Source organism: Nocardiopsis sp. JB363, assembly GCF_900143625.1.
Classification (GTDB): domain Bacteria; phylum Actinomycetota; class Actinomycetes; order Streptosporangiales; family Streptosporangiaceae; genus Nocardiopsis.
The window spans coordinates 1-21,349 of the sequence record NZ_FRFF01000153.1; the positions used below are offsets into that span (position 1 = coordinate 1).

Genomic DNA, 21,349 nt, shown 5'->3' on the forward strand with positions numbered 1-21,349 from the left:
GATCTTGCTACCAGAAGCGAAAAAGGCGCCTTTTTCGCTTCTGGTAGCAAGATCACCGCTCAAGGGTGCCGGTGGTCAACCGGCGAGGGTGGAGCAGACGGAGCGGACCAGGTACAGGGTGCCCCGGACCAGGTGGAACAGAGCGAAGAACGTGGTCAGGGCGATGGCCGCGTACAGCACCCAGGCGGTGGCGCGGCGGGCGGTGCGGTAGCGCGGGAGAGGGCGCGGGCCCGGATCGACGGACACCTCACACCTCCATCGGAGCGGCGGTGGGAACCGGTGTCCGACGCGTGTCGGTGAGCATCGCCCCGATCGGCGCCGCCTCGTAGGCCAGTACCCAGCGCAACAGCTCGGCCAGGCTGGGATCCGGGCGGCCGTCGGGGTCCACGACGGCGCTGGTCACGAAGGTCGCCACGGTGCCGAAGTCGGCCCGGGCCGCGCGCAGTAGGTTGTTCGCCCCCATCACCTCGCGCACCCACCGTTCGGGTGGAAGGCCCGAGGGGTCGAGCGAGGTGCGGGCGAGCAGGTCGCCGCGGGTCACCACCACCGCCAACCGGGTCCGGGGTCGGCCGACCCCCGGCCCCCGATACCTCCGCTGCACCTGGTCGCGGACCTGCATGTAGGCCCGTTCGGGGTCGGATACCCGTGACCGGTCGCCGTGCAATCGGTGCTGTTCGTCGGCGGTCAGGGCGTTCCACACCGCCGGGACCGCCAGGGGGTCCAGCACCAGGAGGAACGTGGTGGCCTCGCCCAGGTAGGTGAGGTCCTCGGTGCGCTCGGTGGTGTTGAACCACTCTCCGGCGGTGTCGTACAGCTGCACCAGGAGGGCGCACCGGTCGGCTTCCACGCGCAGGGTCAGCCCTCGGGCCCGGCGCCCCGGCGGGGTGGGCGGCACCCGGTGGTCGGGTGCCAGCCGGGGCCGGCTGTCGCGCAACCTCCGCACGGTCTCTCGGCCCATCGCCACCGCGCGAGCGGAGACGTGGCGTCCGGCGGCGTACTCCAAGGCCAGGTGCAGGCCGTGGGTGAGCCGGGTCTTGCCCGCGCCGGCCGCCCCGAACAGCGGCAGCACGAACTCGCGGGCCTCGCCGGGCCGGTGCTCCAACACCTGGTCGCAGTGCGGGCAGAGAGTCCGTAGGTCGGCGCTGCCCAACAGCAGCAGCGTGGGCAGGTCGCGGCCGCACACGCACCGGCGGCGGAACACGCCCCGCGCCCCGGACCGCACGTCCCGGTGCGGCCGGCCGCAGTCCTCGCACGCGTAGGACGGATAGGACATGTGCTCGAAGCAGCGCGGGCACACCATGCGGATCCGGCGTACGAGCAGCAGTGAGCCGTCCACCGACCGCAGCACGCCCACCGCCGTCCAGGCCACGGCGGAGTGGACCAGCGCGACCATCACCTGCAAGAGCAGGAACGGCGCCAGGAACACGACGAACGGGCCGGCGTCGAGGTGGACCCGGCGGTGCACCTCCGCCAGATCCCGCCACAGGGGGCCGCCGTGGTATCCCCACCACGCGGACTCCTCGGGCCCCGGCGGTCTCACACGCGGACTGTCGCCCCGGTACAGCACGTGGTGGATGCGGCGCAGATGGAGGACGACCAGGAACACCAGCCCGGCGGCCAGTGCGGCGGCGACCACCACGATCACCGTGTTGACCACAAGAGCGAAGATCCCCGCGACGCCGTCCACCGAGCCATCCACCGAGCCATCCACCGGGCCGTTCACCGAGCCACCCATCGGGCCGTCCCTCGGGCCCACCTCCGCGGCCCTCACCGGTTCCCTCCCGGACGCAGCCGGAACAGGCCGATCGGCCCGCCGAGATCGCGGATCCCACGCACCCACCGGTCGAAGTCCCGCGTCTGTTCGGGGTCGTCGAAGACGCGACGGGTCGCCGCCACGTGCCTGCGGGACCAGGTGAGCGCCGCCGGTTCCAACACGTCGACGAGAAGCGACCGTCCCCGGTCGGCTGAGCCCCCTTCGCGCAGCCGGTGGGCGGTGAGGAACACCCGTGCCACGAGCTCGGCCTCCCAAGGGCGCACAGACCGGCTCAGGATCGACCTGGGTGGCAGGATCAGGCGCTCGGCCGCCGCCTGATGGTAGGCGTCGAACACCTCGCCGGGGCAGGTCGCCAACGCTCGCGCGGCCAGGATTTCCTCTCCGGGCAGCGGCGGTGGAGCGTCGCGGGCGCCGGAGTGCAGCAGGTGCAGCTCGCGCAACACCAGTACCGCGCCGGAGGCTTCCCGGTCCGCCGCGAAGAGCGCCCCGAGGGGACCGGCCGCCAGCGTGGTGAGGGGACGGCGCGGCAGTGCGGCCAGTGCCCGCGCGGCTCCGCGCCGCAGCGGTACGTGCACCTTCAACAGTTCGACCAGGTCGCGGCCGAGCGGAACGTGCGGCGGTCGTTCGGCCAGCGCCCGGGCGAGGGGCCCGGCCCCGTAGCGCTCCAGAGCGGCCTCGGACAGCGACACCCCGGCGGTGCGGGCCCAACGCAGCAGCTCCACCACGTGCGCGGGTTCGAGGGCTCGGCCCACCGCCCCGTCCTCCAACAGCAGCCCCACCCGTTCACCGGCCATGACCAGCACCCGGGGCGAACGCAGGGGTGCCACCGGGGGAGCGGTCGCACCGGACGCGATCCGGTCCAGCGCACGCCGCGCGAGCAGAACTTCCGCCCGTTCGATCAGCTCCCACGAACCGCAGGCGTGCGCCATCGTCTGGAGCCGTGTCGGTTCGTCGTCGTTCGCGGAGTCGGAGTCCAGGTCCAGGAGTCGGCCGAGCAGGGTGCGGGTCAGCCCGGCGGGCAGCCGGTCCATGGCTTCGGGCAGCCAGGCGTGGACCACGCGCAGGTCGGATTCGGGGACGGGGCCACGGGCACCGTTCAGGCGGGAGGCCGCCAGTGGTGGTCGCCATGTCGAGAGGCTCCCCTCGGTGCCGGAGGCGTAGGGTTCGGCGGCGGACCAGAGCCGTGGGGCGTATTCCACCCCGCTCAGCAGCACGGTCGACACCACCGAGTGCGTGTGCGGGTCGGTCTCCCGGTCCTCGTCCGACACGCTCTCGTCGCCTTCGTAGGAGGGGTCGCCGCCCCTGAGCCTCGCCGCCCCGAAGACGACGAAGCGATCCCGGAGCCCGCACGTGTCGGTCTCCGGTGGCACCGCCACCACGTGCACCGGGACGTCCTCCGGGTTGCCGCTGTAGGTCGCGAAGGACATCCGCCGGGCCCGCCGGGGCGGTAGCAGGTGGGACAGGGCGGCCACCCAGTGGGCGGCGTCCTCGTCCCGGGCCGGCAACAGCACCGGAGCGCCCCCGTCGATGGCGGAGTCCACCGCCATCAGTAACCGGCGCAGCAGCGACTCGTCCCGGCCCCTCAGCCAGGCGGCGGTGCGCGTGCGGTCCAACGGCCCCGGGACGAGGGCGAGCCCTGGCAGGTCGGGGTCGGCCACCGGCCGGTCCGACCAGAACCCCGCGCCCCACAGTTCGGCGGGCAGAGGACCACCGTCCCCGTCCAACAGGAGACTGTGCGCGAAGTAGTTGCCCGGCCTGCCGGAAGGATCGTGCCCACTGGAGACCACCCTGCTCAGCACACGCGCCCCGCCCAGGTCGGGGGAGTAACACAGGTTCACCGGGTGCCGGTGGACCTCCTCCGGCGGCAGCGACCTCGGGGGTTCGTACACGGTGAACCGTTCCACCTCGCGCAGCACGTGCGCGGCCACACCCGGGGTGGCGGCGTTGAACTGGTAGCCGCCGGATCCGGACATGCCGTATTCGCACGAGGTGTAGTAGAGCTGCCGTGCACCCGTCACCCGCGCATCTCCTTTCCTAGAGATTCGCCGCCGGGACCACCCCGAACTCCGAGAGCATCCACAGGAACGGGTCCGCCACCCGGTAAGGCCGCACCCCGCCGCGCAGCACGTTGTCCTCGTCGGGGCTGTCCCCCAACGCCGACACCCCGAAGTAGCGGGCGTTGGCGTAGTGCGTGCGCACGTGGACGTCGACGTCGGCCGCGCCCCAACGGTGCAGGAGCTGCTGGACCTGGGCGTGCACGTCCTGGCTGTCGGAGGCGTCGAAGTACGGTGCGTCCGGTTGGGGCCGGTGCAGCGGGGTCCCCTCATCGAGGTCGCCGCGCAGCGCGTCGATCTTGCTCAGACACACCGCCACCGGCGTCCTGATCCGCCCGCGAACGTGGTCCGACCGTTTCATCAGCAGGTCCGTGACCCGTCCGAGCATGTCGAAGGACCGGTTCCGCGGGCTTTCCAGTGCGGGCATCCTCGTTCCGGGGGCGGCCGACGGACGGGCCCCCTTCATCTGCAACGGGTCCAGCAGCACGATCACCCCGTCGGCGTTGCGCAGGTAACGCAGGTTGGTCTCCACGCTGTCCATGTCGTGCAGGTCCTCGCCCGCGGTGTCGAGGAACGACAACAGTGTGTGGTGGGGGCGGTCCATCAGCAGGCCACGACGCAGCCCGGTGTACCGGAACACCAGGGGTTCGCGGGCGAGTCCGGTCCGCCGGGTCGCCCGCAACAACCGGCCCTCCTCGTACAGGGGCGCCTCGTAGTCGCTGCCGAACCGGTGCCGGGTGTGGTCGTCCGAGCCGCCCACCGACGCCCGGAACCGTGCGCCCACCCGGTGCTTCAACTCGTGGATGAGGACGGTCATGAACACGGTCTTGCCGGCGTCGCGGGCGCCCACCAGCGCGATGACACGGCCGCGCATCCGGCCGAAGTGCACCGGCAGTCGCGCGTGACACACCACGCACACCTGCCGGTCGCTCGACGACGAACACCCGGGGCAACGGGCCCGCGCGCGGCGACCGTCGGCCTCGAACACCGGTGGCAACCGTTCCTTGCGACCCAGGTGGTCGCGCAGGGCGCGGTCCTCCTCCTCGGAGCACACCCGACCGTCGGGGCCGGGGTGCCCCGGGCAGCGGAACCCGATCCGCCGTTCGGTGAAGACCGAATAGCAGTACGGGCACACCAGGCGCGGCCCGGTGAGCGGGTTCACGGGAACGGCGAGGCTCACAGGCGCAGCTCCCTGACCGGGGGCTGGCGCAGGCGCACCTCGGTGCCCGGGTCCAGGGGGAAGCACGTCAACCAGCCGGGGACGGAGTCCCACGGCGGGCGCACCCGCACCGAAACCCCCTCCCCGGCCGACAGGTCCCGTGCGGGCAGGACCGACAACACCTGGTCCCTGGAGGTATGCGCGTGCGGCTGCACCTCGCCGGGTGTGAACACGACCGCGATCCGAGGCATACGACAGGGAACGTTCGCGCTCAGGCTCACCAGCCGTTCGCGGCGCATCAGCCCCAACGGTTCGACCCGGTAGTCCAGGGCGACGCGTCCGTGCACGCGCACGGTCGAGGGGGCGCTCAAGACCTCGTCCGCCCCCGAGAGGATCGTGGTGCGGACCGTCACCACCAGGGGGCCGGAACCCATGGGGGTCTCGAATCCGCCCTCGGCGTCGTAGCGCACACGGGAGCAGCGATCCCACCTGGCGGGGCCCGAGACACCGGAGTTCGCGGGACCCCCTTCGGTGTCCGCGGACCAGGTCACCAGGGCGGACGAGGTGTGCTCCGGCCAGGTCCAGCCGAGCCGCACCACGGTGTCGAAGCGTTCGGCCCGCAGACCCGTCACGGGTGGGGCCACGGTCACCCGCACGGATGCGCCCCTGACGCGGCTTTCTCCGTCCACCGTCACCGCCACCACGTGGGCTACCCCGGCCGGAAGCGACAGCGGCATCCGGCAACGGCCATCGGCCCCGCGGACGGGTTCGCCCTCCAGCGGGGTGCCCTCCAACGAGGAGCCTTCCAGCGGGGTGCCTTCCAACGGGGCGCCCTCCAGCGGGGTGCCCGGCGTCGACGTGGTCGCGCTCCGGTCCGTGTACAGCGATACCCGGCCGCGCTTCGGCGGGGTCCAGGACGCCACCGGCCCGTCCTCGCCCGAGTCGATCCGAAGGTCGCGCACGGGCTCGGCCTTCGGCCCCGGAACCGCCCTGATCAGCAGACCCGGGGAACCACGGGTCCACCCCTGCGAGGTCATGTACACCGCGCGCACACGATAGAAGTACTCCTGGTCGGTGCGCACCGACGTGTCGCGAAAACCCGACCCGTCGTGCTCCACCGACACCACACCGGCGCCCCTGTCGTGCGGTGGGGTGCCGGCGCCTCGCCGCACCTCCACCCGGAGCGCCTCCGGGGGTCGGCGCCAGGACACCGACACCTCCGACTCACCGACCGCCGTCGTCACGTCGGACACGTCCGGGGCGATCATCACCGGTGCGCTCGCCACCGCCTCCGACACCCCGTGACCCTCCCGCACCGCCACCACCGTGTAGTGGGCGTCGACGCCCACGCCGATACGGTCGTCGACCAGTTCGGTGCCGGTCACCTCACCGAGCGGCTCCGCGCGGGCGGTGCCCCCGCGACCGGATCGGCGCGTCACGCGGTAACTCGCCGGGGCCTCCGCGTTCGTGCTCGGACGCCACGTCACCACCGCTCGCCAACCGTCCACTCGGGCGGTCACGTCCAGCGGCGGAGCCGGTGGCCGTTCGACGGAGATCGGTCCCCGGCGTTCGGGGGCTTCGGTGGAATCCAACAGGCGGCCTTTCACCGTGCGGACGAGGGTGCTCGGCGCGCCGTGGACGGCGGAAGAGAACGGCTTCGCCGGCGGGGTTCGACGAGCATACTTCGACGAGCACCCTCCCGACGTGGCGAAACGCCCTTAATGAAACGAGCGGTCGGCCCTTTCCGATCTTTCGAGGGGACGAAATCGGAATTATCGCCAATAAAGGTGAAAAGCGATCGCCCTACGGCAGGGGGTCGTGCGAGGTCCGCGCCAGCGCCTGGTCCATTCGCGTCCCCAGATCCTCGGTCAGCAGCCGCGCGTAGGTCCCGGTGATGTGGTGGGAGTCCCGGTACACCAGCACGTTGCCGATCACCACCGAACACGTGTCGCCCACACAGAACCGGTCGGTGAGGTCGACGATCTGCGAGTCCTCCACCTTCTCCACCGCCACCTCCTGTGGGTCGGCGGTCTCCATGGCCTCATCGATCGGACGATCGCACTCGGTGGGGCTTCCGATATTGGCGGCCAAGCAGTCCAACACGTCCTGGCCCACCCGCGGGGTGTCGCGCACGGCCAGCACCGGTACGCCCGCATCGGTGATCTCGCTCCACAGCTCGGCCATGCCATCGCCCATGACCCGTTGGACCTCCGTGGGGCCTTGGTCTCCGAGACCGTAGGGGTTGCCCTTCACCGAGGAACTGGTGAACACCATGTCGGGGTCGATCTCCAGGATCTCGTCGACGGTCTCGCGGTTCCACTGCTGACAATTCTCGTAGGGTCCACCGTCCCGTCCCACCAAGATGTCGGTGAACGCGCACGCGGACTTGCTGAGCACCACCAACCGCCAGTCGCGTTCCTCGCCGAGCTCCTCCAAAGCGGGGATCCACTGCAGGCTGTGCGAGTCGCCGGTGATCACCACGGTCGCCTCGGCGTCGTCGGGGCCGTAGGCACACCAGTCGCTGGGATCGACGTCGTCGAACCCGGCGTGGCACCCGTCGTCGTAGGTGCGCGGCACGTCGTCCTCGGCGTCGATGGGGGAGGGGTAGAGCATCTCCGAAGAGAGGGTCCCGGTGTCCAGCGCCCTGGGTCCCACGTGCACGTCCGGGTCGAACTCGACGGACGCCATCCGATCGACGCGACTCGAAGCGGCGCCCGCCACCAGCGCCACCGCCACGATCCCGCTCACGGCCACCACCAGCGCGGCGCGGCCGGTGCGCACCAGCTTGTGCCGGGCCACCGGGTCCTCCACCCACACCTTGGTCCCCCAGGCCAGCAGCACCGAGAGTCCACCCGCGGCCACGATGCCGAGCGGGCCGAGGGAGTCCCGGTCGAGCAGCTGCAGCGCGAAGATGATGACCGGCCAGTGCCACAGATACAGCGAATAGGAGATGTCGCCGAAGAACCGGGCCGGGCGGGTGCTCAACACGACCGAGACGGCCGGCCCGGAGGGGCGCTCGGCGGCGATCACGGCGACGCAACCCAGGATCGGCAGCAGCGCCGTGTACCCGGGGAAGGGTGTGCCGGCGTCGTAGAGCAGCGCCGACGCCACGATCGCCGCCACCCCGAGCCAGCCCAGCGGCAACCGCAGACGCTCCGGCAGTGAGCCACGGGACATCGCCACGGCCAGCAACCCACCCGCCGCGAGCTCCCAGGCCCGCGTGACCGGCCAGAAGTAGGCGCCCCCGTCACCCGAGGCGGTCATCAGCACCGAGCAGGTCAGGGAGGCCACGAACACCGCGCCGAGCGCGGCCGTCAACACCCCGTTCCCGGCCCGCCACCAACGCGCCGCCAACGCCCACAGCAGGAACAGCAGCGGCCACACCAGGTAGAACTGCTCCTCCACCGAAAGCGACCAGAAGTGCTGCACCGGGCTGGGCGGGGTCTCCGCCGCCAGGTAGTCCAGCGACTGGTCGGCCAGATACAGGTTCTCCACCCACAGGGCGGACGCGAGCAGCTGCCAGGCGGTGTCGCCCAACCTGGTCACCGGCAGCACCACCAGCGACACCGCACCGGTGACGAGGAGGACCAGCGTGGCCGCGGGCAGCAACCTGCGCACTCGGCGGACGTAGAACTTCGCCAGCGACACCCGCCCGTGTTCGGTGACCTCGCGCAGCAGCAACGACGTGATCAGGAACCCCGAGATCACGAAGAAGACGTCGACACCCACGTAGCCGCCCGGGAGCAGTTCCGGCTTCAGGTGGTAGACGAGCACGAGGAGGACGGCGAGGGCACGGAGCCCTTGTACCTCGGGCCGGAACCTGGTCAGAGCGGTTCCGGTTCGTCCACCGTCCCTGCCGGATGATGGGACGGGTGGCTGCGCGGAGAGAGCGGGTGATCGCATTGGGCCATGGTGGCGTGCCCGGAGAAGGTTAGGGCATAGACACGGCAATGCTTCAGTGAGAATTTCCCGACTGGTCGTTCCGAAGTGAACGCGGCCTGTCTCGAACGTCACCGAATCGCCCATCTGAGGACACGCGTCCCACTTCACGGTGACGGGCGAGTAGCGCAGATCACACCCTCTCGGGTTTCCTGTTTCCCCGGAGAAAGGACGCGGGAAACAAGGCGATCGACCTTTTGAATTCCGCCTTTTCCGAACATGATCAAATTGCGGTCGAGTTGTCGTGCCCAGGGAGAGTGAGTCACTTCCTCCTGCCTTGTCGTATGTCTCGCGACCGCGGAAACGACATCTTCCCGAAGGTCGGAAGGACGACATGAACAGTTGTTTCGTCAACTACCGGACGGGCGACGGAGAACACGTAGCGACCCTGATCGACCGGGAGCTCTCCCGGCACTTCGGTGAGGAGGAAGTGTTCCGAGCCAGTAAGTCGATCCCCTCCGGAGCGGACTTCGAGAAGGAGCTGCGAAGGGCCGCCGCCGACTGCGCGGTGCTTCTGGCCGTCATCGGCCCACGCTGGGCGCTGCCGGGAGACGACGGACGTCGACCCCTGGACGACCCCGAGGACTGGATCAGGAGGGAGATCGCCCTCGCGTTCGACTCCAAGGCCACGGTCATTCCCGTCCTGGTCGAGAACACGCCCCGTCTCAGGGGCGTCGACCTGCCGGACGACCTCGCACCGTTGGCTCGCTGCCAATATCGCCGCTACCGGCACCGCAACAACGAGAGCGACATCGAGGAGCTCGTGGCGGCGGTCGAGATCGCCTCACCGGACCTGGAGGACAAGGCCGCCCGTCGGGCCGCGCAGAGGGACGAACGGGTGACGGACCGGCCCGGCACCACGAACACGATGCGCGACGTCGACGGCTACGCGGTCCAGGCTCAGGAGCACACTGTCAACGGGGTCGCGGGGGTCAGTGGTGAGGTCGGCACCATCATCACCGGTTCTCCGGGCACCGTGCACAGCGGCACCGTGCACCAGGGCAAAGGGGACATCAACCAGAACTCACCGACCCACCACGGCACCGGTGACCAGATCATCGGTGCCCCCGACCGGCGGAGGACACGGTGAACCCGCCCAAAGCGCCGATCGGTTCGACCCGGGTGGAAGGTGACGAGAGCACGCTCCACTCCGGGAGCGGGGACATCAGGCAGAACTCGCCGACCCACCACGGCACCGGACACCAGTTCGTGCTGCCGGGAGGATCCTGGGAAGAGGCCGCCAGGTTCGAGTTCGGCGAGGACGGGTTTCCCCGGCTACGGCGTGAACGCCACGTCATCGCCGAAGACCGCCTCGGCAACCTGCGTCGACGCTTCGTCACGCCCCCGAACCTGGACGAGGACGGCCTTCGTGAGGACCTCGCCACCTACGGCGCCGTGATCCTGGTCGGGGGTCAGGGTGAGGGCCTGCGCACCGCGGCCCAGATGCTGTTGGTCCCACGAGGGCAGGAGAACGACCACGACATCCGTGAAGACCTCACCACCGAGGACGAGACGCCGCGCCTGGACGTGGGGGCTCTACGGGGAGGGGAACGGCTGTTGCTCGACCTCACCCGCAACGGAGTGCCGCGGACACGGGAGATCCTCCGCGAGTTGGAACCCCTCCGGGACCGTGCGCGCCGGACCGGTGGCCGACTGGTCGTGCTCTTCGATGCCCGGGACAAGGAGGACATCCCGACCGAGTTGCGCGACCACGTGGTCCGACCGGGACGTCCCGATCCTCTTGAGGTACTCCGTCGCCACCTCGACGCCAAAGGGGTTCCCGGGTTCTTCCCCGACCATGCTTCCGAGAACGTGCGTGAGTGGGCCGTCCACTCCTCGATGGCGGAGGTGGAGGAGCTGGCACGCCGGGTGGAGGAGGTGTACAAGGAGCGTGACCGTGAAGGCCTGATCGGGGAGTGGCTGGACACGGCCCTGGAAGGTGACGACGACAAGCTCCTCGAACCACTGAAGAAGGCGGAGGGCCGTGGTCGCGCGCTCCTGTTCGCCGCCTCTGTCCTTGAGGGGACGTCGGTGGAACGTCTCGCCACGGCGGTGGAACACCTCCTACCGATGGTCCGGCTCCCCGAGGACGAGACGCCCCTGATCGAACGCACCCACTTCCGTACGGAGCTATCGGAACTGGGCCTGGTGGTCGGCCCGGACCGCCGGATTCGGTTCGTGCGCGCCGGTCAGGCCGCCGCGATCCGGGCAGAGCTCTGGGACGCGCACCCCTGGCTGCACGAAGTGTTCGACGTCTGGGTCGACACCTGTGTCCGCGGTCCGAACTTGTCACCGGTCGACCGTGACCGGGTCGCCGAACGGTGGACCGAGCAGTCGCTGCGCGTGGACCGCCCGGAGCGGGTGTTCGCCGCGATCGTGAACTGGAGTCAGGCGTCCGAGAAGGCGGGGAACAGGGCGCCTCAGTCCGCGATCGCCTTGTCGGCGGCCCTCAAGGACCAGAGGTACGGACGCCTGACCCGCCGGCAGGTCTACCGATGGGGAGAAGGGGCCTCGCCCGACCGGCTCGCTCATGTCCTGATCGCGGTCTGCGCTCAGGAACTCGCCCTCACCCACCCGGAACGGGCCCTGGTCCGGCTGCACCTGTTCGCGGGTCACCGGGTCGACAAGGTCTCCGAGGCCGCGCGCGTGGAGCTGGCGGGGCTGGCCCGCGACCGTTCCTTCCACCGCCGGGCCGTACGGAGGTTCTCCGACAAACTCCGTGAGCGGGACGTCCCTGTCGATCGGACCCTGTTCCGGGAGATGACCCGCCCCGAGCTCCTACTGCGTGGCGACGGACGACATCCGATCGAACCCGGCGTACTGGCCATGGTCGCCGAAGGGCTTCCGCTCCTCCTCCACGAGGAACCGGACCGGACCAGGGAGTACGGCGAGCTCTGGATCGGCCGTTCGGAACAGTTCACGGAGATTCTGGTGGCCGCCGCTGCACGGGCGCGAACCCTGGCCGTCCTCTACACGACCGCTCTGCGTCTGCCCCGAGGCCCCGGGGACACCCGAGAACCGTCACGCCGAAGAAGAGACAGGGAGGCCCTCCTGCGCAGAATCGACGAGGCACAGGGGATCCGGCCCGCCCGGGAGCGCACGGCTCCACGAAAGGAGAACGGATGAACGGCACGCGTCGGCGCGTGGGCATCATGGTCGGGATCGCGGCCGTCCTCACCGCCGCCCTCTACCCCCTGATGGACCTGTGGGTCCTGGTGGCGGCACCGATCCTGTTGCTCTTCGGCGGTCTGGTGCTCATGTTCGGCAGCACCAGGCCCGCCGTCCCCGGGCAGACCGAGACCCCGCCCGATCCGTTCATGGAGAGCGGACCGAGGAACACACGAATCAAGGACGCCCCGTTGTCCAGCCGGGACGAGCACTACTCCTTCCTGTTCTCGGCGATGGTGATGTGGCGTTGGACGGGCACACCCGATCCGCGTCTGCGCAACCCGGCCGGTCAGGCCCAACGGGTCGTCTTCGAACAGGCGGGCAAGGACGTGGCCCGGTTCCGTCCCGAGCACCACGATGTGGCCCGGCACCAGCTCGCGGCCGATCTGGGCGTGGCCGTGTACGCGTACGAAGGGGCCTTGGAGGTGTGGGCCGAGGACGTCGAACTCACTCTGTCCGACGACGACATGACGCGCCTGGAGCGGCTTGCCCGGGTGCGCAAGGAGAGCGTGCTCTGGGAGGTGGAGAAGTCGGTCGAGTCTGCCAAACGTCGTTACTACGCCGACGACGTCCTGGCGACACCGGGCAGTGCGATCGTGTGGGACCTGGTGCGGGGCGATGTGGACGTGGGTCGGACCCACGGTCTCATCGAGACGCTCGCTCGGTTGGCCGAGGCGTCCAAGGGAGAGGATCTGTCCGATCTGCTGACCCGGCTTCGGGGCGCCGCGCCGGAGGAGTTCGCCTTCCTCGGTGATCCCGGACCGGATGCTCCGGACGACTCGGACGCTCCAGACGTCCATGGGTTCGAGGCCTTCGACCCGCACGGAGCGAGCATCGATCACGGTCCCCCGAACGCGTACGAGCAGGCTCGACTCATCCTCTCCCTGTACAACGATGATGACGAGGACACCAGGACACAGGACGTGCATCGTCAGGTCCAGCTCTTGGAGAGGGCGGGGGCTTGGGACATCGCCCGGGAACTCCGGCGCTTGTACCCGCTGCCCGACGACGAGGACTTCGAGGAAGCCGAACCCGCACATGGTCGTCGATCCGCGTTCGACCTCGCGGGCGCCGACTGGATCGGTCACGAGACCGACACCCCCACCAACACGCGAAACGGTGATGGGGCGCCGCTGAGGTGAGTCGCCGGCGGGGCCGCGTCCTAGGGGCGCGGCCCCGCTAGTCGTTCAAACGCCGTGGAGCACGGTCAAAAGCCGGGGCGACAGCTCCCGGACAGGGGTGTGACCGTGGTGCCGGTTCAGGGTCTGGTGCAGGCGCCGAAGATCCACACGAACCGTTGCCGAATCCGAACCGGCCCCCTCGTCCAGCAGCTCCTCGGTGAGGGCACAGGCGTGATCCACCTCGCCGGACAGGGCGTGCGCCAGGGCACGCCGGACCCCAAAACGGGCACGGGCACGTGTGGCGTTCATCGGTAGGGCCGCGCACTCCCGGTCCAGGAGCCGTGCGGCTTCCTCGGCCCGCCCCAGGTCGACCAGGCACCAACCACGCGCCACACCGACCGGATCACCGACGTGGCTCGAACCGAGTACCTCCGGTCCGGTGGCCCCGTCGGGGTCGGAGGCCAAAAGGATGCGGGCGCGTTCCAAAGCGCGCTCACAGGAGAGGGGGTCACCGGCCAACGCGTGACCCTGGGCTTCCCGCTTGGCCGCGAGACCGCGCACGCGCGCGGAGATCGACGGGTCGCGTTGTGCGTGTCGGGCCAGTTCGAGGGTGCCCAATCCGTCGTGGTCGTACATCGTGATCAGCGCCCTCCGAACCAGCGCGTACTCGCCCATGTTCCGATCACCCCCTTCCCGTGCCATCGCCACGGCGGTGTCGGTCCACCACAGGGCCCGCCGGTCGTCTCCGGATTCCTGCGCCATCCAGCCCGCGTACTCGGCGAAACGGGCGGCCAACCGCAGAGTCTCCGGCCGCTCGCTGGGGGAGGCCGACGCGGTGAGCTGCCTGAGCGCGTTCGCCAGGGAGACCGCCACGGGGAAGACCATGGAGGGGGCGGTGTGCTGACCCAGTGAGCGCAGACCGCCCAGTTGTGCGCGGAAACCCGCCAGAGCCGGCGCGACCTCGCGAGTCCGGGGAGAGGTATGCGGGTCCCCTATCTCCAGTAAGGAAAAGGCACTGAGGGAGAGGACGGTGCGCCGGTCGAGGCCGACGAATCCCGTTTCACCGTTCGGGGTCAGGCCCATCAGCCATATCTCCTGTTCGTCGGTGGTGGGCTCCGTCGGTACATCGTTCCGGGAGGCGAGGGTGTCGGTCCGCACCAGGGTGGCGAGCTCCCCCTGCGCGTCCAGTGCGGCGTCACAGGCCCGGGCGACCTCGGGGGTGGCGGGTTTGGTCCCGTTTTCCACCTTGCTCAGATAGCCCTTGCTGTAGTGGGCGCGACGGCTCAGTTCTTCGAGACTCATCCCGGTGGCTGTTCGACGGCGACGGAGCTCGGTACGGAACATTCTGGTCACCTCGGCTGGTTTTGTCGGGGGGTGTCCCACCGCCCGGGGGTGAGGGCGGCGGGAAACGTGGGCTTCGAGGTCGGGAGAGGGGTCTCCCCACGGTGACACGGGTGTGTCTCCGGAGGGGCACGACTCGGTATTGGTGGCACGAGCACGCTCGTTCTCGGGCAGACTGGCTTGTGGACCTTCCCAAGTCATCCCCCCTGCCCCCGCAAGAGGAGACCTCCGTGGCCACCTTCACCCGCACCCGCCTGGTGGCGGTCGTCGTGGTGCTACTCGTCCCAGCGGTGCTGTATCCGCTGGTCGGGCTGTGGTCGCTGGTGTGGCTGCCGGTGGCGTTGATGCTGCTGGGGGTGGCCCTGGCGCGGCCGGCGGTGTTGGCGGAATCCGGGTCCGCCCTGGTCCGGGCACTTTCCGGAGCCGCCCCCGAGGCCGCTCCGCGACCCGGTGAGTCGGAGGAACCGCGAGACCGTTCCGGTCAAGGCGACGAACCCGAACCGGTGTCGGCGCCGCGTGGCGAGAACGGCACCCGCGGGGTGCGTCTTCGCCGCACCGCACTGCCCAGCGCCGAGGACGACTACGAGTTCGTGTTCTCCGCGCGGGTGCACTGGCGGTGGGCCGGCCGGATCGACCTGCGGCTGCGCAACCCGGCCGGGCCCGCCTCGTACTCGGTCCTGCTGCGTGCCCGCGAGATCCTGGCCCGTACCCGCCCCGAGGATCGCGGAGTGGTCGAGGTCGAGCTGAACGCGCTGTTCGCCGCCGAGTCCCCGGTCGCCGACGGCGCTGTCGAGGTGTGGGCCGACGATCTGCGCGTCGACCTGGCGGACGAGGACGAGGAGCGTCTGCGACGCATCGTCCACCTGCGCAAGGACCGGGCCCTGTGGGAGGCCGAGCACGAGGCCGAAGCGGTGCGCGCCGTCCTGCGGGACATCCCGGCGAGCGGACCGGGGCCCGCCCCCGCGCCCCCGCCCGGCCCAGCGCCTTCGCCTGGGCCTTCGCCCGCGCCCGCGACCGCGCCCGAGGAGTCGGCCGAAGAGCTGTCCGGGCAGATCATCGAGCACTTCGAGCACCCCATCGCCGGTAGTGGTGTCGACGACGACGGCTATGAGAGCTACTGGTGGCCCGCCGACCCCGGGGAGGACGAGGCCGCCATGCAGCAGGACGTCCAGGTCGCCATCCTGCGCGGGATGATCGAATCGGTCCCAGGCGAGTCCGAGCGCGCCGCGTTCGTTCGGGAACAGGTGCACATCCTGGAACGGAGCGGGCTCGCCCACGTGGCCGAGCGCATCCAGTCCGTCTATCCCGACCACTGATCCCGGCCATCGAGTCCGATCGTCGACTCCGGCCATCGATCCTGGCCGGTCTCGGCGATGAGTTCTCGCGATTCTCAGAGTCTCCCCTGTTGTCGGCCTCACCTGTCGACCACAGGAGGATCACGTGTCACAGCTACTGAGAGTCCAGAACTTCTGCGTTTCGAGCGATGGGATCGCCGCCGGGCGGAACCAACGCCTGGAGAGCCCGTTCGGCGACATCGACCATCACGAGAGGCTCTTCGCCTGGGCCGGGGCCACGGCGGGATGGTCCCACCGCACCGCCCCGGGAGGAAGCCGGGGCCTCGACGACTACTTCACGCGCGATTTCGAGAACCACATCGGCGCCGAGATCATGGGCCGCAACAAGTTCGGCCCCCAACGCGGTCCCTGGCCCGACCACGAATGGCGCGGTTGGTGGGGGGACGAGCCCCCGTTCCACACCCCGGTGTTCGTCATGACCCACCACGAGCGTCCCTCGTTCACGCTCTCCGACACCACGTTCCACTTCGTCGGAGGTGACCCGGCCACGGTCCTCGACCAGGCCCGCCGAGCGGCGCGGGGCAAGGACGTCCGACTCGGCGGCGGGGTCACCACCATCCATGGGTTCCTCGAAGCGGATCTCGTCGACACCCTGCACGTGGTGGTCGCACCGGTGGAATTCGGGTCCGGTCTGAAGCTCTGGGAGTCCCCCGACGAGCTGCTCGAACGGTTCCACCTGGAGGTGGTGCCCAGTCCGAGCGGGGTGACGCACCACCTGTTCTGGCGGAAGTGAGGTGAGGGCCCCGTACCGGGACACATCCGGGCGCGGGGTTCAGACGGCGGTGAATTTGGGGGAGTAGGCGGCGTGCAGGACCAGGGTGGCCGCGCCGATGGCGCCGACGTCCTCACCGATCAGGGACGGTTCCACCCGCACCCGGCGCACCCCGCGGGCGATGGTGCGTTCGGACACCGCCTGATCCAGCGCCTCGGCGTACAGCGACCCGATGTGCGACATGCCCCAGCCACCCAGCACCACCACCGGAACGTCCACCAGGTTGAGCAGGGTCACCGCGGCGTCGCCCAAGCGCCGACCGGCCGCGCCCACCACGCGCGCGGCGACCGGGTCCCCGGCGCGCGCCTCCCGGCACACCTTCCGGTACGCGGCCACGGTGCGCGCCTGTCCGCGTTCGAAGTCCACCCGCTCCTCCCCGCGGTGGCGGGCGGCTTCGGTGGCCACCGCGTGCGGGGCCGCGTAGGTCTCCAGACAGCCACGATTGCCGCAGGGGCAGTCCGGTCCACGCGGGTCCACGGTCACGTGCCCGATCTCGGCCGCGTTGAAGCTGCCGCCGCGGTACACGTGGCCGTCCAACACCAGGCCGCCGCCGATGCCGGTGCCCACGTACACGAACGCCATGTCCTCGGAACGTTCGCCCCCGCCGGCCCAGCGTTCGCCGATGGTCGCGGCGGTGGCGTCGTTGTCGATCACCACCGGCAGTCCCGTGCGTTCGGCCAGGTCCTCGCGGAGGGGAACCGACCGCCATCCGGGCAGGTGGGGTGGGGTGACGGCGCTGGCGGAACGGTCGATCGGTCCGGGCGTGGCCACCCCCAGGCCCAGGACCCGGTCGGGGGCGGGTGAGCGTTCCACGATGGCGCGCACCGAACGGCTCAGGGCGTCGATGACCCGGCGCGGACCCTGGGAGGAAGGGGTGCGTCGGCGGGCGCGGGCCACCACCCGGCCGGCCAGGTCGGTGACGACCAGGGTGGTGGAGGACGGGTCGATGTGCATGCCCACCGCGTAGTAGGCGCCCGCGTTGAGCCGCAGCATGGTGGCGGGTTTGCCGCCTCGGGAGACGGCCCGGCCGTCCTCCAGGACCAGCCCGTTCTCCAGCAGTCGCCGCACGATGTTGGAGACCGTCTGTGCGGTCAGTCCGGTCTGTTCGGCCAGTTCGACCCGGCTGACCCCGTCGGAGCGGCGCACCGCGTCGAGCACCCTGCTCTGGTTGAGGTCGCCCAGCCACAACAGGTTGGTGCTGGTGCGCATACGTCGTTCCTCCGCCTTCCGGTGCGGGAGCTTCTGCCGGGCCGCCCGTCCCATCCGAGGGTAACCGCACTGGTTCGCCCCACTTCCCCCATTGTCTTTATCCAAGGTTTTTAGTAAGCATGTGACACGACTCACTCTCCCGGGTCGCCCGGCCATCGCTGCGTGAGGGGTAAACGATGAGGGGAACTCCACGGAACACCACTCGGGCGGTGGCAGCCGCCGCGCTCCTGTCCCTGGTCGCCGCCGGTTGCTCCTCGGGGGCCGACCGGGACGAGAACACGGTCCGGGTCGCCTACCAGAAGTTCGGCACCTTCATCGCGATGGACTCGCTGATGCGGAAGGTCAAGGAGGAGTTCGAGGCCGACAACCCCGACGTCACCGTCGAACTCCACGCCATCGAGGCGCAGGCCGAGGACTACCAGACCCAGGTCAACCTCATGAACGGCTCCCCGAGCGAGGCTCCCGACCTGATCTACCAGGACACCTTCACCATCAACCAGGACGCCGACGCCGGTTACCTCATGCCACTGGACGACCACTTCGACACCTGGGAGGACGCCGAACTGTTCAGCGAACAGGAGGCCGAGGCGGTCACCTCGCTGGACGGCACCCGGTACGGCGTCATGCTCGGAACCGACGTGCGCGGCCTGTGGTACCGGACCGACCTCCTGGAACAGGCCGGCGTGGACACCCCCTGGGAGCCGGCCACCTGGGACGAGGTGCTCGACGCCGCCCGCGTCGTGCAGGAGGAGCACGGCGACGCGGTGGTCCCGCTCAACGTCTACTCGGGCACCCCCGCAGGGGAGGCAGCCTCACTCCAGGGCTTCCAGATGCTGCTCAGCGGTACCGACGACGGTCTCTTCGAGGAGTCCTCCGAACAGTGGGTGTCCTCCAGCGCCGGGTTCACCGAGTCACTGGAGTTCGTCCGGACCATCTTCGACGAGGGCCTCACCCACGACCCGCAGGACGCCTTGGACGCCAACATCGCCACCGTCAACAACGAGGAGCGTTTTCCGGGCGGGGAGATGGCGATCAGCCTGGAGGGTTCCTGGGCCACCCAGTCCTGGATCGAGGGGGCCAACCAGCCCTGGCCGGAGTGGGAGGAGCACATGGAGTTCACCCGCATGCCCACGCGGAGCGGCCAAGGTGAGGGCGCGACCAGCATGTCCGGCGGCTGGGCCCTGTCGATGGGCGCCCACGCCACCGACCCCGACCTGGCCTGGCAGGTCATGACCCACACCCTGAACCAGGAGAACGCGGTGAAGTTCGCCGTCGAGGGCGGTCAGATCCCGGTGCGTTCCGACGTCGCCGAGGACCCCGGCTTCCTGGAGGCGGCACCCAAGGCCGAACAGTTCGCCGAACTCGTCGACATCACCGGTTTCCGCCCCGCCTACAGCGAGTACCCGAGGGTCTCCCTGGCGATCCAGGAGGCCATGGAGGTCGTGATGCTGGGCGAGGCCACCCCGGAGGAGGCCGCCGAGCTCTACTCCCAGGAGTTGGAGTCGATCGTGGGACCCGACAATGTGACGGACGGTTCCTGACCGGTGGCGACCACGACCACCCACGGCGACGGGACTGGCCGGGGCGACGGAACCGGCGGGGGATCCGAGCCCCGCCGGGCCGGCGAGAGCCCTCGGAGGGTGCGGTGGGCGCGCTCGGCCCGCTGGGTCCTGCCCATGGGTCCCGCCCTGTTCCTGCTGCTGGCGTTCTTCGCCGGCCCCATCCTGTGGACGGTGTGGGCGTCCCTGACCAACGCCGCCCTCACCGGAGCGCAGGCCGCGCAGACCGAGTTCGTCGGCATCGCCAACTTCGAACGTCTGATCGCCGACACCCGCTTCCGTGAAGCCACCGTCCTCACTGTGCTCTTCCTGGTGGGGTGCGTGTTCGGACAGACCGTGCTCGGCCTGACCCTGGCCCTGTTGATGCGCAACCGGCACGGCGCGGTGCGCGCCACGGTCGGCGCGATCGTGGTGGGCGCGTGGGTGGTCCCCGAGGTCGTGGCCGGGTTCGTCTGGTACGCGTTCCTGGAACGGGAGGGCAGTTTCAACGCCATCCTGGGGTTCTTCGGCGCGGAGCCGCAGAACTGGCTGTTCACCGCGCCACTGCTGGCGGTGGTCCTGGCCAACATCTGGAAGGGCACCGCCTTCTCGATGATGACCTACTCCGCGGGGCTGTCGGAGGTGCCCGACGACCTCAAGGAGGCCGCCCGGGTGGACGGAGCCTCCTCCTTCCAGGTGCTGGTGCACGTGGTGCTGCCGCTGCTGCGCCGCACGCTGGCCACCACCCTGCTCCTGATCACGTTGCAGACCGTGCAGGTGTTCACGCTGATCTTCGTGATGACCTCCGGCGGTCCCGGTGCGCGCAGCACCACCCTGCCGTTGCTGATGTACCAGGAGGCGCTGCGCATGGGCGACCTGGGCTACGGCACCGCGATCGCCCTGGCGTTGCTGGTGGTCGCCGGCCTGTTCTCCGTCGTCTACGTGTGGATGCTCAGCAGGGAGGAACAGCGATGAGCCGCGAGCGGAGCACCGAGACCGGTGGGCGCGGTGGCCGCACCGGTGCGCGGATGGTGGTGAGCGCGCCCGGGCGGGTCGCCGGGGCCCTCCTGACGTACCTGGTCCTGGGAGCTCTGGCCGTGGTGTTCCTGGTGCCCCTGTTGTGGATGGTGTTCGCGTCCGTGGACACCGAACCCTCCCTGCGCGCGGGGCTTCCCACCGCGCTCACCCTGGACCACTTCACCGCGATCATGACACCCGAGATCGTCTATCGGCCGATCTGGAACAGCGTCCTCACCTGCGGGGGAGCGGCGGTGATCACCGCGTTCTGCTCCATGCTGGCCGCCTACCCGCTGTCCCGGTACAACCTGCGCTTTCGCAAACCGTTCCTGTACTCGGTCCTGTTCGCCACCGGCCTGCCCATCACCGCGATCATGGTGCCCGTGTACGGGATGTTCGTGCAGGCCAACCTGTTGAACTCGCTGACCGCCACCACCCTGTTCCTGGCCGCCAGCACACTGCCGTTCGGGATCTGGCTGACGAAGAACTTCATCGACGGCATCCCCATCGCCCTGGAGGAGGCCGCCTGGGTGGACGGCGCGTCCGCCTGGCAGTCCCTGCGCTACCTGGTGGCGCCGCTGCTGGCCCCGGGCCTGGCGGTGGTCGGGATCTTCACCCTGGTCACCACCTGGGGCAATTTCTTCGTGCCGTTCATCCTGCTCACCAGCCCGGAGAAGATGCCGGCGGCGGTGCGCGTGTTCACGTTCTTCGGCCAGTACGGGAGCGTGCGCTACGGCGAACTGGCGGCCTACTCGCTGTTGTACACGGTGCCGGTGGTGGTGCTGTACATGGTGGTCTCCCGCGCGATGGGCGGCCGGTTCGCCCTCGGCGGCGCCATGAAGGGCTGACCGAACCCGCCGGTCCCGCTGGTCCCACCGGCCCCACCGAACCCGTCGGTTCCG

16 protein-coding genes are annotated in these 21,349 nt (G+C 70.0%); 8 read left to right on the plus strand and 8 right to left on the minus strand.

Going from position 1 to position 21,349, the window contains the following annotated elements; translation table 11 throughout:
* Nucleotides 1-75: 75 nt before the first annotated feature.
* The 6 genes from BQ8420_RS32055 to BQ8420_RS24270 all read right to left on the minus strand — a co-directional run bounded on the left by BQ8420_RS32055 (nt 76) and on the right by BQ8420_RS24270 (nt 8,890).
* Nucleotides 76-246 (minus strand): hypothetical protein, encoded by a 171-nt coding sequence (locus BQ8420_RS32055; protein WP_160049411.1) that lies wholly within the window; start codon nt 244-246, stop codon nt 76-78.
* A gap of 1 nt (nt 247) precedes the next feature.
* Nucleotides 248-1,735: a hypothetical protein gene (locus tag BQ8420_RS24250; protein ID WP_087101507.1), complete on the minus strand. Its 1,488-nt coding sequence runs from the start codon at nt 1,733-1,735 to the stop codon at nt 248-250.
* A gap of 32 nt (nt 1,736-1,767) precedes the next feature.
* The gene (locus BQ8420_RS24255; protein ID WP_235006462.1) at nt 1,768-3,792 is read right to left on the minus strand and encodes a GTPase-associated protein 1-related protein; all 2,025 of its coding nucleotides are present in this window, start codon (nt 3,790-3,792) and stop codon (nt 1,768-1,770) included.
* 16 nt (nt 3,793-3,808) lie between these two features.
* Nucleotides 3,809-5,008 (minus strand): hypothetical protein, encoded by a 1,200-nt coding sequence (locus BQ8420_RS24260; RefSeq protein WP_087101510.1) that lies wholly within the window; start codon nt 5,006-5,008, stop codon nt 3,809-3,811.
* On the minus strand, nt 5,005-6,579 hold the full coding sequence (locus tag BQ8420_RS24265; RefSeq protein WP_143847534.1) for a hypothetical protein: 1,575 nt from the start codon (nt 6,577-6,579) through the stop codon (nt 5,005-5,007). The genes BQ8420_RS24260 and BQ8420_RS24265 overlap by 4 nt, the downstream gene beginning before the upstream one ends.
* A 211-nt stretch (nt 6,580-6,790) precedes the next feature.
* A complete protein-coding gene (locus BQ8420_RS24270) occupies nt 6,791-8,890 on the minus strand; it encodes an acyltransferase family protein (protein WP_087101515.1) in 2,100 nt (699 codons plus the stop codon).
* Between the two features lie 370 nt (nt 8,891-9,260).
* Here BQ8420_RS24270 and BQ8420_RS24275 point away from each other — a divergent pair, with 370 nt between their 5' ends.
* From BQ8420_RS24275 to BQ8420_RS24285, 3 genes are read left to right on the plus strand one after another with little or no spacing between them, the layout of a single operon-like run.
* Nucleotides 9,261-10,016, plus strand: coding sequence for a toll/interleukin-1 receptor domain-containing protein (locus tag BQ8420_RS24275; RefSeq protein ID WP_087101518.1), 756 nt, complete (start codon nt 9,261-9,263; stop codon nt 10,014-10,016).
* The gene (locus tag BQ8420_RS24280; RefSeq protein WP_087101520.1) at nt 10,013-12,052 is read left to right on the plus strand and encodes a hypothetical protein; all 2,040 of its coding nucleotides are present in this window, start codon (nt 10,013-10,015) and stop codon (nt 12,050-12,052) included. The genes BQ8420_RS24275 and BQ8420_RS24280 overlap by 4 nt, the downstream gene beginning before the upstream one ends.
* Nucleotides 12,049-13,236, plus strand: coding sequence for a hypothetical protein (locus BQ8420_RS24285; RefSeq protein WP_087101522.1), 1,188 nt, complete (start codon nt 12,049-12,051; stop codon nt 13,234-13,236). Before BQ8420_RS24280 ends, BQ8420_RS24285 begins: the two co-directional genes overlap by 4 nt.
* A gap of 45 nt (nt 13,237-13,281) precedes the next feature.
* Here the strand turns inward: BQ8420_RS24285 and BQ8420_RS24290 are convergent, their stop codons facing one another.
* Nucleotides 13,282-14,559 (minus strand): helix-turn-helix transcriptional regulator, encoded by a 1,278-nt coding sequence (locus BQ8420_RS24290; protein WP_087101524.1) that lies wholly within the window; start codon nt 14,557-14,559, stop codon nt 13,282-13,284.
* Nucleotides 14,560-14,786: 227 nt separating this feature from the next.
* On the opposite strand from BQ8420_RS24290, the gene BQ8420_RS24295 reads away from it, so the two are divergent.
* Both BQ8420_RS24295 and BQ8420_RS24300 read left to right on the plus strand, forming a co-directional pair.
* A complete protein-coding gene (locus BQ8420_RS24295) occupies nt 14,787-15,872 on the plus strand; it encodes a hypothetical protein (protein WP_087101548.1) in 1,086 nt (361 codons plus the stop codon).
* Between the two features lie 124 nt (nt 15,873-15,996).
* Entirely contained in the window at nt 15,997-16,644 is a 648-nt protein-coding gene (locus tag BQ8420_RS24300; protein ID WP_087101526.1) for a dihydrofolate reductase family protein, read from the plus strand.
* A 39-nt stretch (nt 16,645-16,683) separates the two neighbouring features.
* On the opposite strand, the gene BQ8420_RS24305 is transcribed toward BQ8420_RS24300, so the two are convergent.
* A complete protein-coding gene (locus tag BQ8420_RS24305) occupies nt 16,684-17,892 on the minus strand; it encodes an ROK family transcriptional regulator (RefSeq protein ID WP_087101528.1) in 1,209 nt (402 codons plus the stop codon).
* A gap of 176 nt (nt 17,893-18,068) precedes the next feature.
* Between BQ8420_RS24305 and BQ8420_RS24310 the strand changes: the two genes are divergently transcribed.
* The 3 genes from BQ8420_RS24310 to BQ8420_RS24320 all read left to right on the plus strand — a co-directional run bounded on the left by BQ8420_RS24310 (nt 18,069) and on the right by BQ8420_RS24320 (nt 21,295).
* On the plus strand, nt 18,069-19,433 hold the full coding sequence (locus BQ8420_RS24310; protein ID WP_087101530.1) for an extracellular solute-binding protein: 1,365 nt from the start codon (nt 18,069-18,071) through the stop codon (nt 19,431-19,433).
* A gap of 135 nt (nt 19,434-19,568) precedes the next feature.
* On the plus strand, nt 19,569-20,405 hold the full coding sequence (locus BQ8420_RS24315; protein ID WP_200816085.1) for a carbohydrate ABC transporter permease: 837 nt from the start codon (nt 19,569-19,571) through the stop codon (nt 20,403-20,405).
* A 53-nt stretch (nt 20,406-20,458) separates the two neighbouring features.
* Nucleotides 20,459-21,295 (plus strand): carbohydrate ABC transporter permease, encoded by an 837-nt coding sequence (locus BQ8420_RS24320; RefSeq protein ID WP_087101550.1) that lies wholly within the window; start codon nt 20,459-20,461, stop codon nt 21,293-21,295.
* The last annotated feature ends 54 nt before the right edge of the window (nt 21,296-21,349 follow it).

Coding starts and splice junctions, on each gene's coding strand:
- BQ8420_RS24250 (WP_087101507.1), bottom strand. CDS start 1,735: ATGGGTGGCTCGGTGAACGGCCCGGTGGATGGCTCGGTGGATGGCTCG.
- BQ8420_RS24270 (WP_087101515.1), bottom strand. CDS start 8,890: ATGCGATCACCCGCTCTCTCCGCGCAGCCACCCGTCCCATCATCCGGC.
- BQ8420_RS24275 (WP_087101518.1), top strand. CDS start 9,261: ATGAACAGTTGTTTCGTCAACTACCGGACGGGCGACGGAGAACACGTA.
- BQ8420_RS24285 (WP_087101522.1), top strand. CDS start 12,049: ATGAACGGCACGCGTCGGCGCGTGGGCATCATGGTCGGGATCGCGGCC.
- BQ8420_RS24290 (WP_087101524.1), bottom strand. CDS start 14,559: ATGTTCCGTACCGAGCTCCGTCGCCGTCGAACAGCCACCGGGATGAGT.
- BQ8420_RS24305 (WP_087101528.1), bottom strand. CDS start 17,892: ATGCGCACCAGCACCAACCTGTTGTGGCTGGGCGACCTCAACCAGAGC.
- BQ8420_RS24310 (WP_087101530.1), top strand. CDS start 18,069: ATGAGGGGAACTCCACGGAACACCACTCGGGCGGTGGCAGCCGCCGCG.
- BQ8420_RS24315 (WP_200816085.1), top strand. CDS start 19,569: ATGGGTCCCGCCCTGTTCCTGCTGCTGGCGTTCTTCGCCGGCCCCATC.
- BQ8420_RS24320 (WP_087101550.1), top strand. CDS start 20,459: ATGGTGGTGAGCGCGCCCGGGCGGGTCGCCGGGGCCCTCCTGACGTAC.